At 74.1% G+C, this 13912-nt stretch carries 9 protein-coding genes; 6 read left to right on the top strand and 3 right to left on the bottom strand.

What is annotated here, in order from left to right; genetic code table 11:
• The first annotated feature begins 8 nt into the window (after positions 1 to 8).
• From ACFWEJ_RS09480 to ACFWEJ_RS09460, 5 genes are all read left to right on the top strand, one after another.
• A complete protein-coding gene (locus tag ACFWEJ_RS09480; protein ID WP_377228952.1) occupies positions 9 to 557 on the top strand; it encodes a GbsR/MarR family transcriptional regulator in 549 nt (182 codons plus the stop codon).
• The gene (locus tag ACFWEJ_RS09475) at positions 554 to 2281 is read left to right on the top strand and encodes a dipeptide ABC transporter ATP-binding protein (protein WP_377228951.1); all 1728 of its coding nucleotides are present in this window, start codon (positions 554 to 556) and stop codon (positions 2279 to 2281) included. Before ACFWEJ_RS09480 ends, ACFWEJ_RS09475 begins: the two co-directional genes overlap by 4 nt.
• 97 nt (positions 2282 to 2378) lie before the next feature.
• Positions 2379 to 2783 (top strand): hypothetical protein, encoded by a 405-nt coding sequence (locus ACFWEJ_RS09470; RefSeq protein ID WP_377228950.1) that lies wholly within the window; start codon positions 2379 to 2381, stop codon positions 2781 to 2783.
• 136 nt (positions 2784 to 2919) lie between these two features.
• Positions 2920 to 5388: an acyltransferase family protein gene (locus tag ACFWEJ_RS09465; protein WP_377228949.1), complete on the top strand. Its 2469-nt coding sequence runs from the start codon at positions 2920 to 2922 to the stop codon at positions 5386 to 5388.
• A gap of 11 nt (positions 5389 to 5399) precedes the next feature.
• Entirely contained in the window at positions 5400 to 6398 is a 999-nt protein-coding gene (locus tag ACFWEJ_RS09460) for an acyltransferase family protein (protein ID WP_377228948.1), read from the top strand.
• Between the two features lie 4 nt (positions 6399 to 6402).
• Here the strand turns inward: ACFWEJ_RS09460 and ACFWEJ_RS09455 are convergent, their stop codons facing one another.
• Together ACFWEJ_RS09455 and ACFWEJ_RS09450 are read right to left on the bottom strand one after the other, a co-directional pair.
• Positions 6403 to 7746 (bottom strand): CHAP domain-containing protein, encoded by a 1344-nt coding sequence (locus ACFWEJ_RS09455; RefSeq protein WP_377228947.1) that lies wholly within the window; start codon positions 7744 to 7746, stop codon positions 6403 to 6405.
• A 48-nt stretch (positions 7747 to 7794) separates the two neighbouring features.
• The gene (locus tag ACFWEJ_RS09450; protein WP_377228946.1) at positions 7795 to 9906 is read right to left on the bottom strand and encodes an acyltransferase family protein; all 2112 of its coding nucleotides are present in this window, start codon (positions 9904 to 9906) and stop codon (positions 7795 to 7797) included.
• Positions 9907 to 10103: 197 nt separating this feature from the next.
• On the opposite strand from ACFWEJ_RS09450, the gene ACFWEJ_RS09445 reads away from it, so the two are divergent.
• On the top strand, positions 10104 to 11597 hold the full coding sequence (locus ACFWEJ_RS09445; protein ID WP_377228945.1) for a S8 family serine peptidase: 1494 nt from the start codon (positions 10104 to 10106) through the stop codon (positions 11595 to 11597).
• Between the two features lie 68 nt (positions 11598 to 11665).
• Here the strand turns inward: ACFWEJ_RS09445 and ACFWEJ_RS09440 are convergent, their stop codons facing one another.
• On the bottom strand, positions 11666 to 13828 hold the full coding sequence (locus ACFWEJ_RS09440; protein WP_377228944.1) for an acyltransferase family protein: 2163 nt from the start codon (positions 13826 to 13828) through the stop codon (positions 11666 to 11668).
• Positions 13829 to 13912 lie beyond the last annotated feature (84 nt).

The following is a 13912-nucleotide window of genomic DNA, read 5'->3' as shown; positions in this document are numbered from 1 at the left end:
GTGGGCGCATGAGCAGCCACACCCCCGCTGACCAGCCCGCCGACCAGCCCGCCGACGGCGCGGACGACCCCGTGCTCGACGCCGCGGCCGAGCACTTCGTCGAGCAGTTCGCCCTGACGTGGGGTGCGTCGCACAGCCCGCGCATGGAGGGCCGGATCGTCGGCCTGCTCATGATCGTGGACCGGCCCTACCTGTCCTCGCAGCAGATCGCGCGGCTGCTCAAGGCCAGCGCCGGCGCCGTCTCCACGAGCACCCGGCGCCTGGTCGAGACCGGGTTCGTCAAGCGGCACGCGGTGCTCGGCGACCGCCAGCACTACTTCCGCGTCGAGGACGACATCTGGGGCAGCTTCCTCGCGAGCGAACGGGCCTACCTGGGCCACCTGCGGAACGTGATCGACGACGGGCTCGCGCTCGCGGGCGACGCCGACGGCCCGCACAAGCGCCTCGTCAACGCGCGCAACTACATGGAATGGCTTGCCGGGTACCACCGCAAGATGCTCGCCGACTGGGAGGCGTACCGCGACGCCCAGGCGGCGGACGGAACAGGAGAACCGTGACCGACGTCGCCACCGCTTCCGGCCCCTCGCCCGAGACCGAGCCCGGCACCACGCCCGGCCCCGGCGCCGACCGTGCCCCCGTGCTGGAGGTGCGCGACCTGACCGTCAAATTCCGGGTCGACGACGGCCACGCCCCCGACGTGCACGCCGTGCGCGGGGTGTCGTTCGACGTGCTGCCGGGCGAGGTGCTCGCCGTCGTCGGCGAGTCCGGCTCGGGCAAGAGCGTCACGTCGCTCGCTCTGCTCGGGCTGCTCGGCCGGCACGCGACCGTGGGCGGCAGCGCCCGCCTCGGCGGGGCGGGCCGGGAGGCCGTGGAGCTGATCGGGCTGGAACGGCGGGCGCTGCAGGACGTGCGCGGGCGCCGCGTCGCGATGGTCTTCCAGGACTCCTCGGGCGCGCTCGACCCCGTCTTCACCGTGGGCTACCAGCTCGACGAGATGCTGCGGCGGCACGCGCCCGGCCTCACCCGCGCCCAGCGCCGGGAGCGGTCCGTGGAGCTGCTGCGCCTGGTCGAGCTGCCCGACCCGGCCGAGCGCCTCAAGTTCTACCCGCACCAGTTCTCCGGGGGCCAGGCCCAGCGCGTGATGATCGCGATGGCGCTGGCCTGCGACCCCGAGGTGCTGCTCGCGGACGAGCCGACGACGGCCCTCGACGTCACCGTGCAGCGCGAGGTGCTGGACGTGCTGCGCCGCCTGCGCGAGCGGGTGTCCACGGCGATCGTGCTGATCACGCACGACATGGGCGTGGTCGCCGACCTCGCGGACCGCGTGGTCGTGATGCGTGGCGGCGAGGTGGTCGAGTCCGCGCCGGTGCGGCAGCTCTTCGAGGCGCCGCGCGCCGCGTACACGCGGGAGCTGCTCGCGGCCGTGCCCCGCGTGGGCACGCCGGACCGCCCGAGCGGGGCGGACGACGGCGGCCGGCCCGCCCTCGCGTTCGACGACCTGGTGGTGGAGTACCGCGACCGGCGGGGCCGCGCCGTGCGCGCCGTCGACGGCGTGACCCTCAGCGTGCAGCCCGGCGAGATCGTCGCGCTGGTGGGCGAGTCCGGCTCCGGGAAGTCGTCGATGGGCCGCTGCGCCCTCGGGCTCGCGCCTGTCACGTCCGGCTCGGTCGAGGTGGTCGGCACCCGCCCCGGCCAGGACGCCCCGCGCGCGGTCCGCGCCGCCCGGGCCCGGATCGGGGTGGTGTTCCAGAACCCCGCCGCGTCGCTGAACCCGCGCTACTCGATCGGCGAGTCGGTCGCCGAGCCGCTGCGCGTCCACGCCGGGCTGCGCGGGCCCGAGCTCGAACGGCGCACCGCCGAGCTGCTGGAGAGCGTGGAGCTGCCCGCGGCGTGGGTGTCCCGGTACCCGCACGAGCTGTCGGGCGGCCAGCTCCAGCGCGTCTCGATCGCCCGCGCCATCTCGCTGGGCCCGGACCTGCTCATCGCCGACGAGCCGACGTCGGCCCTGGACGTGTCCGTGCAGGCCACCGTGCTCGACCTGTTCCGCCAGGTGCAGCAGTCCCTCGGCTTCGCCTGCCTGTTCATCAGCCACGACCTCGCGGTGGTCGACGAGCTCGCCGACCGCGTCGCCGTCATGCACCGCGGCCGGCTGGTCGAGACGGGCGCGCGGGCCCAGGTGCTCGGCCGCCCGGAGCAGGACTACACGAGGCGCCTCCTCGCGGCGGCCCCGGTCCCGGACCCGACGGAACAGGCGGCCCGCCGGACGGCGCAGCCAGGCTGACCCCGTCTCGTCGAGAACCACGTGGGCCTGCTGCAGGTTCCTGCAACCGGCCCTGCGTTCGCCGAGGCATGCTCGGCTCATGTTGAGACGAGGAATAGTGAGCGCGCTGACGCTGCTGACGATGGTCTTCGCAGCGCCGGCACAGGCAGTAACCATCGAGTACAACGTGGCGGTCGACCACTATGTGTCGTGCGGCGCCGTTCTGGAGAAGAGCTGGGGCTCAGGCTGCTACCGCCAGGACGGCGACTACTTCTGGGTCACCGACGACAGCAGCGACGATCGCAGTACGGGTGTGATCTGGCGGCACCCAAGCACCGGCCGCGAGGGGATCTGTCGCAACAAGGACGGATTCCTCGGCGGCGGGGTCCGGACCTGCAACAAGGACTTCCCGGAGAACACGAAGATCCGCTGGCGGATCGCCCGCTGCGACGGCAGTGCGCACAGCTGCAAGAGCCTGAGCCACTGGGTGGACTCCTCCGGTGTCATCGAGGAGACCACCTGACGAGGTCACCGGCACGGAGCCGTGGGCCGGAGGAACTCCGGCCTACGGCTCGTGAATACTCGCTGCCGACCGCACCGAGACCAGGGCGTTATCTGCTCTCCATATGGATGTAAGCCGCAACTCCTAGCATCCCCGGGTGTCTCCTTCCCGCACGAACGCTACCGGTCGGGTCGCAGCCCTCGACGGGCTGCGCGGGCTCGCCCTGCTCCTCGTGGTCGCGTTCCACCTCTTCGGCCAGGGCCGGGTCTCGGGCGGCGTCGACGTGTTCCTGGTGCTGTCCGGGTACTTCGCGACCGGCACGCTGCTGCGCCGCGCCGAGGGCGGCACCCTCCGGCTCGCGGCGCACTACGCCCGGACGCTCGCGCGCCTGCTGCCCGCGGCGCTCGTGGTGCTGGCCGCCGTCACGGTCGCCCTGCTCGCGCTCGCGCCCCGGCTGCGCTGGTCGGCTGGGCTGCGCGAGGTCGGCGCGTCCGCGACGTTCTGGGAGAACTGGGAGCTGGTGCACTCCGCGCTCGCGTACGGCGCGGCCGGACCCGACGCCAGCCCGCTTCAGCACTTCTGGTCGCTCTCGGTGCAGGGCCAGTTCTTCGCCGTCTGGCCGCTGGTGGTGCTGGGCCTGGTCGCCGTCGCCCGACGCCGCGCGCGGGCCGGGCGCGGACCGTCGGCGCCGCGGCGCCTGGTCACCGTGGTGACGGCCGCAGCCACCGCCGCGTCGTTCGCCCACGCGCTGTGGCTCGTCCACGCGGACCAGCAGGTCGCCTATTTCAGCACCTTCACGCGGTTCTGGGAGATCGGCGTGGGCGCGCTGCTCGCCCTGCTCCTCCCGCACGCCGGCCACGCCGCCGCCGGCCGCGCCGCCGCCGGGACCGCCGCGAACCGAACCGCCGCCGGGACCGCAGCACCGGGCGGCCGCGTGCGGAGCCGGCTCGGGTGGGCGGGCCTCGCCCTGGTCATCGGGTCGGGTTTCGTGGTCGACGGCGCCGACGTGTTCCCCGGGGCCTGGGCCCTCGTGCCCGTCGGCGGCGCGGCCCTGGTGCTGATCGCGACCGTCCCGGGGCCGACGGCGGGGGCGCGTCCCACCGAGACGCCGTCCCGTGGCGTCGAGCGGCTCCTGGACAGCGCCCCTCTCCGCCTCGGCGCGCGCGTCTCGTACGCGCTGTACCTGTGGCACTGGCCCGTGCTGGTGTTCTGGCTCCTGACGACGGGGGCGCACCGCGCGAACCCCCTGACCGCCGCCGGGGTGCTCGTCATCTCGGCCGGGCTCGCCTGGCTCACCACGCGGTACGTGGCCGAGCCGCTGCTCGCCCACGTCACGGCCCGCCTGGCCGCGCGCCTGCCCGCGGCCGCCGTCCCGCAGCGCGGTCCCGCAGCCCCCGCCGACCGGGCCGACCACGCCGGCCCCGCCGACCGTGCCGACCGGGCCGGCACGGCCCACCAGCCCGTCGCCGTCGACCTGGTGGGCGACGTGACCGCCCGGGCCACCGGGACGCCGTCGGGCCGGCGGACGCTCGCAGTGCTGGCTGGCGCCGCCGTGCTGATGCTGGGCGGCGCCCAGGCCGCGGCCACCGCGCACGACCTGACGGTGCGCCACAGCGTCGACGGGCTGCTCGCGCTCTCGCCGGACCATCCGGGCGCCGCGGCCCTCGCGCCGGGCTCGCCGGACCCGGGCCCCCGCCGCGACGCGGACGCCGTCCCGTTCCGGCCCGCCACGTGGGTGGCCTACGACGACCATCCCGACCGGCCCGACTGCGCGCAGGGCGGCGACCGCTCCGAGCTGCTGGAGTGCACGATCGTGGCGCAGGACGACCCGGCGGCCGTCGTCTACCTCGCGGGGGCGTCGCACGAGCAGCAGTACGAGGAGGCGTTCGCCGCGCTGGCCCGGGCGCACGGCTGGGAGCTGCGCGAGATGCTCAAGCACGGCTGCCGCCTCGCGACGCCGGGCGGCGGCGCGGGTACGGCCGGCACGGAGTCCACGGGCGCGGGGCCCACGGGCCTGGAGTCCGAGGGCGCGGAGTCCGAGGGCGCGGAGTCCGCCGGCCCGGAGTCCGCCGGCCCGGTGTCCCCGTCGTGCGCCACGTGGAACGAGCAAGCGCTCGCCGCGCTGGTGGCGGCCCGCCCGGACGCCGTCGTGGTGATCGGTTCGCGCACGTACGAGGACGGCTCGCCCGAGCAGGTGCTGCCCGGCCAGGTGGGTGCGTGGCGCGCCCTGGACGACGCCGGGATCCGCGTCGTGACCGTCCGGGACAACCCCCGCTTCGAGTGGTTCGTGCCCGAGTGCGTCGACGCCGCCGGCTTCCCGGAGGCCTGCGGGCGGCCCCGCACCGAGCAGCTCGCCGCCGTCTCCCCCGTGCCGACGGCGCCGGGCGTGCCCGCGGCCGCGGTGCACCTGGACCTCACCGACTCGATCTGCGGGCCCGAGGTGTGCGCCGCCGTGGTGGGCAACGTGCTCGTCTACCGCGACGACGACCACCTGACCAACACGTACGTGCGCACCCTCACCCCCGTCGTGGGGCGGCAGCTCCGGGCGGGCGCGCCCTGGCTGTTCGAGGACGGGCCCGTCGGGGACGCGCCCGTCGAGGACGGGCCGGGCGCCGGACCGGGGTAACCTCTGCGGCGATGAGCAGCACGCGGCACGACCCGGGACCGGACCAGCTCAAGGGCATCCTCATGGTGCTCGTGATCTTCGGGCACACCTTCTGGCAGGGCGTCGGCGACTCGTGGACCAAGTGGATGATCTACGGCTTCCACATGCCGATGTTCCTGTTCCTGTCCGGGTACATGATCTCGATGGCACGGTTCGGCACCCGGCCGTGGGGCGAGCTGCTGCGCCACTACTGGAAGCGCATGATCGCGGCCTGGCTCGTGGTCAGCGTGCTGTGGCTGGCGGTGCAGGAGCCCGACGCCTTCGGCTCGGTGCGGTCGTTCGTCGAGGTGCTGGTGCTGCGCCCCTCGTTCCACCTCTGGTACGTGCCCATGCTGTTCCTGAGCGTCCTGCTGCTGCGCCTGCTCGGCGGGCCGCTGGCCCGCTCCGTCATGGCCCGGGCGGCGCTCGGCGTGGCCGCCGTCGCCGGCGCGCTGCTCTTCCAGACGCCGCTGAAGGAGCTGGTCCCGCAGGTCGTCCTGGACAACGTGGACGCCCGGTATGCCGGCTACTTCGTCTGGATCCTGCTCGGGGTGGCGGTGCGCAACGGGTGGTTCCCGCGCCTCGCCCTGGTGTGGGTGCTGCCGGTGGTGGCCGTGGGCCTCGTCGCCCGGAGCTGGGTCTACACCTCGGACGGTGCCGGGCCGTGGTGGAGCGTCGCCGCGTTCACCGTGCTCTCGCTGGGCGCTTCGCTGTGCGTGCCGGCGCTCCGGGACGCCCTGCGCACGCCCCTGCCGATCGTCGGCGACGCGCTGCGCACCGTGGGCCACCACTCGCTGTACGTCTACCTGCTGCACCCGTTCGTCACGGACGCGCTGCACACCCCTGAGGTGGGCTGGCTACGGTCGATGGCGCTCGGGGGCGCCGTCACCGTGGCGATCCTCGTGGCGAGCTGCGTCGTGGCGGGCGTGCTGGAACGGGTCGGGGCGCGGCGACGCCGGTTCGCCCGGCCCGCTCAGCCCGCCGGCTCGTGAGGGATCAGTACCGCGGGTACGCGTAGTAGAGCACCTGCGACTCGGACACCCACTGCTCGACGACGCCCCGCGCGCCGGACGGCACCGTGCCGGCGCCCCCGGTGTTGCCGTGGATCACCTTGATCCGCGAGCCGTCCACCTGCACCACGTACATCACGTGCGACGCCTCGCCGGACGCGACGTAGGACACGAAGGCCAGGGCGCCGACGCGCGGCGTCGAGCCCGTGGGCAGGTTGCGCCGCACGGAGTCCCGGTAGGCGCCCCACGTGGTGGACTGCGGCACGAGCGTCGCGTGGCCGGACGCCTTGAAGAACCAGGACTGGAACAGGCCGCACCACGGCGCGTTGGTGCGCGCCCACGCGTTGTACTTGCTGTACCAGTCGTAGCGCGAGCCGTTCCCGCCGTCGTACCGCACGAAGTAGCCCACCTGGGAGCGGGCCGTCGCCACCGCCTCGCCCAGCACGCCGGTCAGCCCGGTGGACGCCGCGGCGCCGTCGCCGTTGGAGTACAGCACGCCGCCCTCGAACCGCTGCACGCAGCCCCCGCGCGCCAGGCCGCACAGCGGGTCCATCACCGGGGCGCCCATCCGGCCCGCGGCGCCGCCCAGGTGCCGGTACTCGCCGAGGATGCCGCCGTGCACCCACCACGTGCGGTCGCGGCCCGATCGGGTCACCTTCACGAGGATCCCCTTCTCGTACGAGCGGGACACCACGGTGCGCGTCACCTGCCGGTGGCCCGACGTCGGCCTGCCGATCGCCGCGCCCATCTGCCGCTCGCGGGACGTCATGGTCCGGTCCGCCGTGGTGAACCCGACGCCGATCCGCGCCGTCCACGACGACCGCACGCTCGCCGAGCCCCGGTAGATCGCCCGGTACTCGTAGACGGCGCCCGCCCGGACCCGCACGCTGTACCGCCCGGACCTGTTCGTGGTGTCGGTGCCCACCGTGCGCCAGCCGGATTCGTCCATCCGCTTCTTCTGCACGACGACGGCGCGGCCCGCCGCCGGCGAGCCGCCCACCGCGAGCCGGCCGAACATCCAGAACGTCTCGCCCTTGCGCAGCCGCCGCTCTGTGACGGCGCCGGTCAGGGCGCTCGGCCGGGCGGCGGTGACGACGGCGCCCGCCGCGACGGCACCGGTCGTGGCGCCCGGGGCCTCGCGCGGTGCGGCGCCCGCCGCGACGCCCGTGGTGGGCACGAGCAGCGCGACCGCCACCGCCGTGCTGGCCCAGCGGGACGGCCGGCGCGGCCGGCGCGGGACGGTCCGACCCGCGTGCCGTGGTCTCGTCCGCGCGCCCCCGGCGGCCCGGTCTGTCCCGGCATCGGCCTGCTGAGCGAAAGATCGCCACATGTCCGGCAGGCTACGTCCGTCCCACGGAACGCGCAGGACGAACGCCCGTCAGAGCCGCGCGGGCAGCGCCTCGCGCAACCGGTCGGTGAGCTCGGTCATGTAGGTGCGCGTCACGTGGTTCGGGTCGCGGTAGACCAGCACGTTCCCGATCACGGCCGGGCAGGTCTCGTCGTCGCAGAAGTAGTCGAGGACGTCCACGGACTTGACCCCCGGCGCCTCCTCGAGCGCGCCCGGCACCGTGTCGCGGCCGCCCAGGGCGTCGCTCCTCGGCTGGTCGCACTGCGTCGGGTCCGAGTAGTTCTCGGTGACGCACTCGATCACGTCCTCCCGGGCGTGCGGGGTGTCCCGCAGCACCACGACCTGCGAGCCCCGGTCGGTCAGCTCGTTCCAGACCTCGGCGAGGCCCGCGGCACCGAAGTGCTCCTCCCCGTCGCGCGCGGCGAGCGAGTACGACTCCTGGAAGGCCGTGACCACCAGGTCGGGCGCGAGCTCGCGCAGCTCGGCGCGGGTCTGCACGTTGGCCGCGTTGCAGGCGTCGATCTCCGGGCTCGCGCCGTTGCGCGAGTCGGCGCTGTACGGGCAGGCGGAGTGCAGGTACGTGACCACGCGCCAGTTGCGCTCCGTGGCGACCTGGACGAGCGGCTCGGTGAACATCGCGGCGTGCGAGTCGCCCACCACGGCCACGGTCGCCGCCGGGTCCTCGGTCGCGCCGAACTCGCACGGGGTCGTGACGGCGTCCCGCTGGCCCGCCTGGCAGGCGTCGACCTCGGGGCTCTTGTCCTGCGCCGCCTTGATCGGGTTGGGCGAGATCGCGGTGCTGCCGTCGACGAACGGCGCGAAGTCGCGCTGGATCCCCTCGGGGATGGTCTGGTCCGCCTCGTCCCCGGCCTCCTGGGCATTGTGGTCCCAGCGCTCGATGATGCCCTGCACCCGCCACGGCAGGGTCAGGGTGAGCCCGGCCACGACCACCATCGCGACGAGGGCGGTCACGAGCATGCGCCCGTCGGCCCGGAACCAGCGCGAGGCGCGCACCGGCTGCTCCACGAGCGCGTAGCTGGCGATCGCCATGGAGAACGAGGCCAGGAGGATCACCATGATGTCGGTGAACCGGGGGTCGCGGCCGGTGTAGACGCCGAAGAACACGATCACCGGGAAGTGCCACAGGTACAGCGAGTACGAGACGTCGCCGATGCGCTGGACGCCCCACGACTCGGTGACGGTGCGCAGCGAGCCCGGGCCGGTGGTGCGGCCCGCCAGGATCACGGCGCACGCGCCCAGCACGGGCGCGAGGGCGGCGAAGCCGGGGAACGGCGTGCCGTCGTCGAACAGGCAGGCCGCCGCGAGGATGGTCGCGGCGCCGAACACGGCCATGGTGCTGCGCAGCGGCGCGAAGCGCTGCGTGTCCCGGATCAGCAGGGCCAGGATGCCGCCCGCGGCGAGCTCCCAGACGCGGGTCAGCGTCGAGTAGTAGGCCACCGGGTCGTCGGCGAGCGACTGCCGGATGCCCCAGACCAGGGAGGCGAGGCCCACGACCCCGAAGATCACCAGCAGGACGCGGCGCAGCGACTCGGGGTCCTTGACCACGACGCCGCGGCGCGCGCCGCCCCAGATGCCGACGGCCAGCAGCACGAGCAGCGGCCAGACCAGGTAGAACTGCTCCTCGACGCCCAGGGACCAGAAGTGCTGGAACGCCGTGGGGTCGTTGCTGGCCGCCTGGTAGTCCACGGCCTCGGCCGCGAGGGCCCAGTTCTCGACGTAGAGCACGGAGGCGAGCGCCTGCCGCCACCACGACTCCACGAGCGAGGGCGGCAGCAGCACGAGCGAGAGCACGATGACGCCGACGGTGGTGACCACCGAGGCGGGCAGGATGCGCCGGGCGCGGGCGGCCCAGAACTTCTTGAGGCTCACCGAGCCCGTGGTCGAGACCTCGCGCCACAGGTGGCCCGTGATGAGGAACCCGGAGATCACGAAGAAGACGTCGACACCGATGTAGCCGCCCGGCAGGACCGTCGGATCGATGTGGTAGATCACCACGAGCAGCACCGCGAGGGCTCGCAGTGCCTGGACCTCGGGACGGAACTTGCGGGTGCGGACGGGGGCCTCGGAGTTCGTCGAGGCGCCGTCCTCGGTGGCGGCCGGAGCCGTCGTCGTTGCCGTCATGGAGTGTCAGGCTCTTCGCTTCGGGGGCAAGGACGGGGCCCACTGTCCCACAAAAACAGTGGGGTGAAGAATTTCGTGTTTCGCGTCCGTTTCAGATGTGCGGATGCGATGGCGATCCTGGTCAGGACGCGTAGGTTGCCCTACGGGGTCCCGCAGGGGGACTCGAACTTTCAGCCACTGGAGAGTGAAGCATGCGCATGTCCCACTCCCGTCGAGCGCTCGCCGTCGCCACGGCGACGACGCTCGCGCTCACCGCGCTCGGCGGCGTCGCCGGCGCGGCGGACGAGCCAGAGTCGACCCCGGTCCCGATCGTCACGCCGGACGGGGCCCTGTTCTCGTACGTCGTGAACACGGAGCGGCCCGGGGCCGCCCAGGCGGCGCTCGCCACGAAGGCGATCAGGCGCGCCGACGGCGTCGTCGTGCAGAGCTGGCCGCAGATCGGCGTCGTCGTGGTGCACTCCGCGAACGGCTCGTTCCGCGAGGACGTCGTGGCGCTCGACCGCCTCGGCGTCATCGAGTCGGTCGGCGCGACGCGCACCGTCTCCCCCACGGAGGGCACGCCGGGCGCGGACGCCCCGGCCGGCGCGAAGGAGAGCCGGTCCGTGGTGGGCAAGGGGCAGAAGGACTCCGTGGGCGGCACCGTCGACGGGCCGTCCCGCTCCGCCGCGGCCGACCCCGACCCGGGCGAGGTGACGCAGTGGGACATGGAGATGATCAAGGCCGACCAGGCCATCGAGATCAACCCCGGGTCGGCGCGCGTCACGGTGGGCGTGCTCGACTCCGGCATCGACGCGGCGCACCCGGACCTGGCCTCCCAGGTCGACGCCGACCAGTCCGTGAACTGCACCGACGCCGGCAAGCCCGACCTGTCGGCGACCGGCTGGCTGCCCACCACGTCCGACCACGGCACGCATGTGGCCGGCACCATCGCCGCGGCGCAGAACGGCACCGGCATCGTGGGCGTGGCCCCGGGCGTCAAGCTGGCCTCGGTCAAGGTCGTGAACGACGACGGTTACATCTACCCGGAGTACGCGGTCTGCGGCTTCGTCTGGGCGGGCCTGGAGCGCATGGACGTCACGAACAACTCGTACTACGTGGACCCGTTCATGTACTGGTGCGAGGACCAGCCCGACCAGGCCGCCGCCAAGGAGGCCGTGCGCCGCGCGGTGGAGTTCTCGACCGATCGGGGCGTGGTGCACGCCGCGGCCGCGGGCAACGCGGCCACCGACCTGGCGAACAACACGACGGACAACTCGAGCCCGAACGACTCGGCGGCGGTCCAGCGGACCATCAACTCCGGGTGCGAGGACATCCCGACCGAGCTGGACGGCGTCGTGTCCGTCTCGTCGCTGACCCAGGCGGGCAACCTGAGCTCGTTCTCGAACCGCGGCCTCGGCAAGATCGACGTCTCCGCGCCGGGCAGCTCGATCCTGTCCACCGAGCTCGACGGGACGTGGGGCCTCAAGAGCGGCACGTCGATGGCGTCGCCGCACGTCGCGGGCGTGCTGGCGCTCCTGAAGTCGGCGCACCCGCGCTGGTCGCCCGCCCGGCTGGAGGCGGCCGTCCGGGCCCAGGCCGACGACCACGAGTGCACCACCACGACGGCCGGCCCGGCCTGCGTGGGCACGCCGGCGGAGAACAGCTTCTACGGTGACGGCATCGCCGACGCCCTGGACGCCGTCAACCGCTGACGCCGCGCCCTGAACGTGTCAGGCCCTCAGGTCCCTCCCGGGACCTGAGGGTCTGACACGTTCCTGGGTCAGAAGCGGGTGCGCACCGCCGGGGCCTTCATCGGGTCCACGAACAGCCAGGGGGCCTTGACCCGCAGCGCGTTGTGCAGCGGGCGGGCGAGGGTCCCCGCGTAGGTGGCGGTCATGTGGTTGTCGTCGCGGTAGATCAGCACGTTGCCGACCACGCCCTGGCAGAGCTGGTCGCCGCAGATGTACCGGGTCAGGTCCAGGTGCACCGCCGAGTCGGGCACGCCCGCGGCCTCCTCGACGGGGTTGACCGGCGAGTACACGTCCGCGCGGGCCCGGGCGCAGCTCAGGCCGTCGGCGTGCTGCTCCACGCAGGCGGGCACCTGGAAGCCGAACCGCGGGTTGTCGCGCAGCGTGACCACCCGGATGCCCGCGTCCGCGAGCTGCCGCCAGGCCCGCGCCTCCGCCGGGATCACCGTGTCGCCCGGCTCGGAGGTCGACGTGCGGCTGCCGATCACGACGACGGCGTCGGGCCGCAGCTCCTCGAGCCGCTCCAGCGCGTTGATCCGCCACGACCAGCACATGTCCGCCGGGTCCACCGCGCCCACGGGGGCCGCGAGACGGCAGCCGCGCCGGGCCAGCAGCAGCACCTCCCAGTTCTCCCTGCTGCCCACCTCGGCCATGGCCGGCGCCCACTGGATCATGTGGGAGTCCCCCACCATGACCACCAGGTGGTCCGCGTCCGGCGAGCCGGTGACCGTGCACGTCATCGGCACGTCGGTACCCGGGTTCACCACGTTCTCCTGGATGCAGCCGTCGTCGTCGACGGCGGGCAGGTCCAGCGCGGCGACGGCGGGCGCCGGCAGCACGTCGACGTCGTCCGGCACGTCCGCGCCGTGCGCCTGGCTCAGGGCGAGCGCCCCGGGGTAGGACCGCGCGTCCGCCTGCGCGGCCGCCTCGGCGGCGGCGAGCAGCGCGGCGTCCTGCCGCTCCAGCAGCCGGATGCCGACGGCGGCGCCGCCCGCCACCAGCGACACGGCCACCGCGGTTGCCACGAGCGCCCGCGCGCCGCCCACCGCCTCCCGGAACCGCTGCGCGGGGTCGGCCACCAGCTTGGTGGTGAGCCAGGACAGCGCGACCGAGACCGCCATGATCGCCGCGGCGCCGAGCGGGTCCACCCGGTCCAGGTCCGCGTGGTGCAGGTAGGCGATGAGCAGCGGCCAGTGCCACAGGTACAGCGCGTAGGAGATGTCGGCCACGAAGCGCAGGGGCGCAACCTGCAGCAGCCGGCGCGGCCCCCAGGCCGCGCCGCCGCCGGAGCCCAGCAGCACGAGCAGCGCGCCCGTGACCGGCCACAGGGCCCAGGGCCCCGGGAACAGCGCGCCGCCGTCGAGCACGAAACCGCTGGAGACCACCAGGCCGAGCCCCGCCCAGCCGAGCAGCGGCCGCAGGCCGTGGGGCACCCGCAGCCAGGGCAGCAGCAGGGCGAGGAAGCCGCCCACGCCCAGCTCCCAGAACCGCGCCCAGGAGTGGAAGTACGCGACCGGCTGGTCCGCGCCGTGCAGGGTCAGCGCGAAGACGAAGGAGGCCACCGTCAGCGCGCCGACCACCACGAGCAGCAGGTCGCGCGAGCTGATCCAGAACCGGCGCGCGACCGCGACCACGAGCAGCACCACGACGGGCCAGGCCAGGAAGAACTGCCCCTGGACCGACATCGACCAGAAGTGCTGCAGCGGGCTCGTCTGCGGGCCGGCCGCGCCGTAGGAGAGCTGGCCCGCGATCATCTCCCAGTTCACGTAGTACAGGGCGGACGCGAGGAGCTCGCGGCCGGTCTGCACCCACGTGCCGCGCGGCAGCACCCACCAGGTGAGGGCCGCCGTCGCGGCGAGGACGAGCAGGGCCGGGGGCACCAGCCGGGCGAACGTGCGCCCGTAGTGCTCGCCGAGGCGCAGGCTGCGGGTGTCGGCGCGGCGCAGCAGCGAGCCGGTCGCCAGGAACCCCGAGAGCACCAGGAACACGTCGACGCCGCCGGAGACCCTGCCGTTGCCGAACAGGTGGAACGCCACCACGAGCGCCAGGGCCAGACCGCGCAGGCCGTGCAGCTCGGGGATGTGCGCGCTCGCGCGGGGCCGGACGACGGCGAGCGGCAGCGGTCGGTCGTCGGGCGCACCGGCCGGGCCCGCCGTCACGCCCGAGGGCGGCAGCGGGTCGGAGACAACGGTCACTGATCCTCCGGGTCGGTGCACGGAGCGTGTGGTCCGGCGGGGGACGAGCGCCCTGGCCAGGGACCACTTCGGCAGCGTCGGAGG

Origin of the sequence: Promicromonospora sp. NPDC060204, assembly GCF_042728455.1 — a bacterium.
GTDB lineage: Bacteria > Actinomycetota > Actinomycetes > Actinomycetales > Cellulomonadaceae > Promicromonospora.
The sequence above is the reverse complement of the archived record's forward strand: the minus strand, read 5'-3'. Positions and strand labels throughout refer to the sequence as shown.

What these genes read in the sequence shown, in the direction of transcription:
- ACFWEJ_RS09450 (WP_377228946.1), bottom strand. Translation starts at nt 9,906, where the DNA reads ATGACGGCAACGACGACGGCTCCGGCCGCCACCGAGGACGGCGCCTCG.
- ACFWEJ_RS09460 (WP_377228948.1), top strand. Translation starts at nt 5,400, where the DNA reads ATGAGCAGCACGCGGCACGACCCGGGACCGGACCAGCTCAAGGGCATC.
- ACFWEJ_RS09445 (WP_377228945.1), top strand. Translation starts at nt 10,104, where the DNA reads ATGTCCCACTCCCGTCGAGCGCTCGCCGTCGCCACGGCGACGACGCTC.
- ACFWEJ_RS09480 (WP_377228952.1), top strand. Translation starts at nt 9, where the DNA reads ATGAGCAGCCACACCCCCGCTGACCAGCCCGCCGACCAGCCCGCCGAC.
- ACFWEJ_RS09455 (WP_377228947.1), bottom strand. Translation starts at nt 7,746, where the DNA reads ATGTGGCGATCTTTCGCTCAGCAGGCCGATGCCGGGACAGACCGGGCC.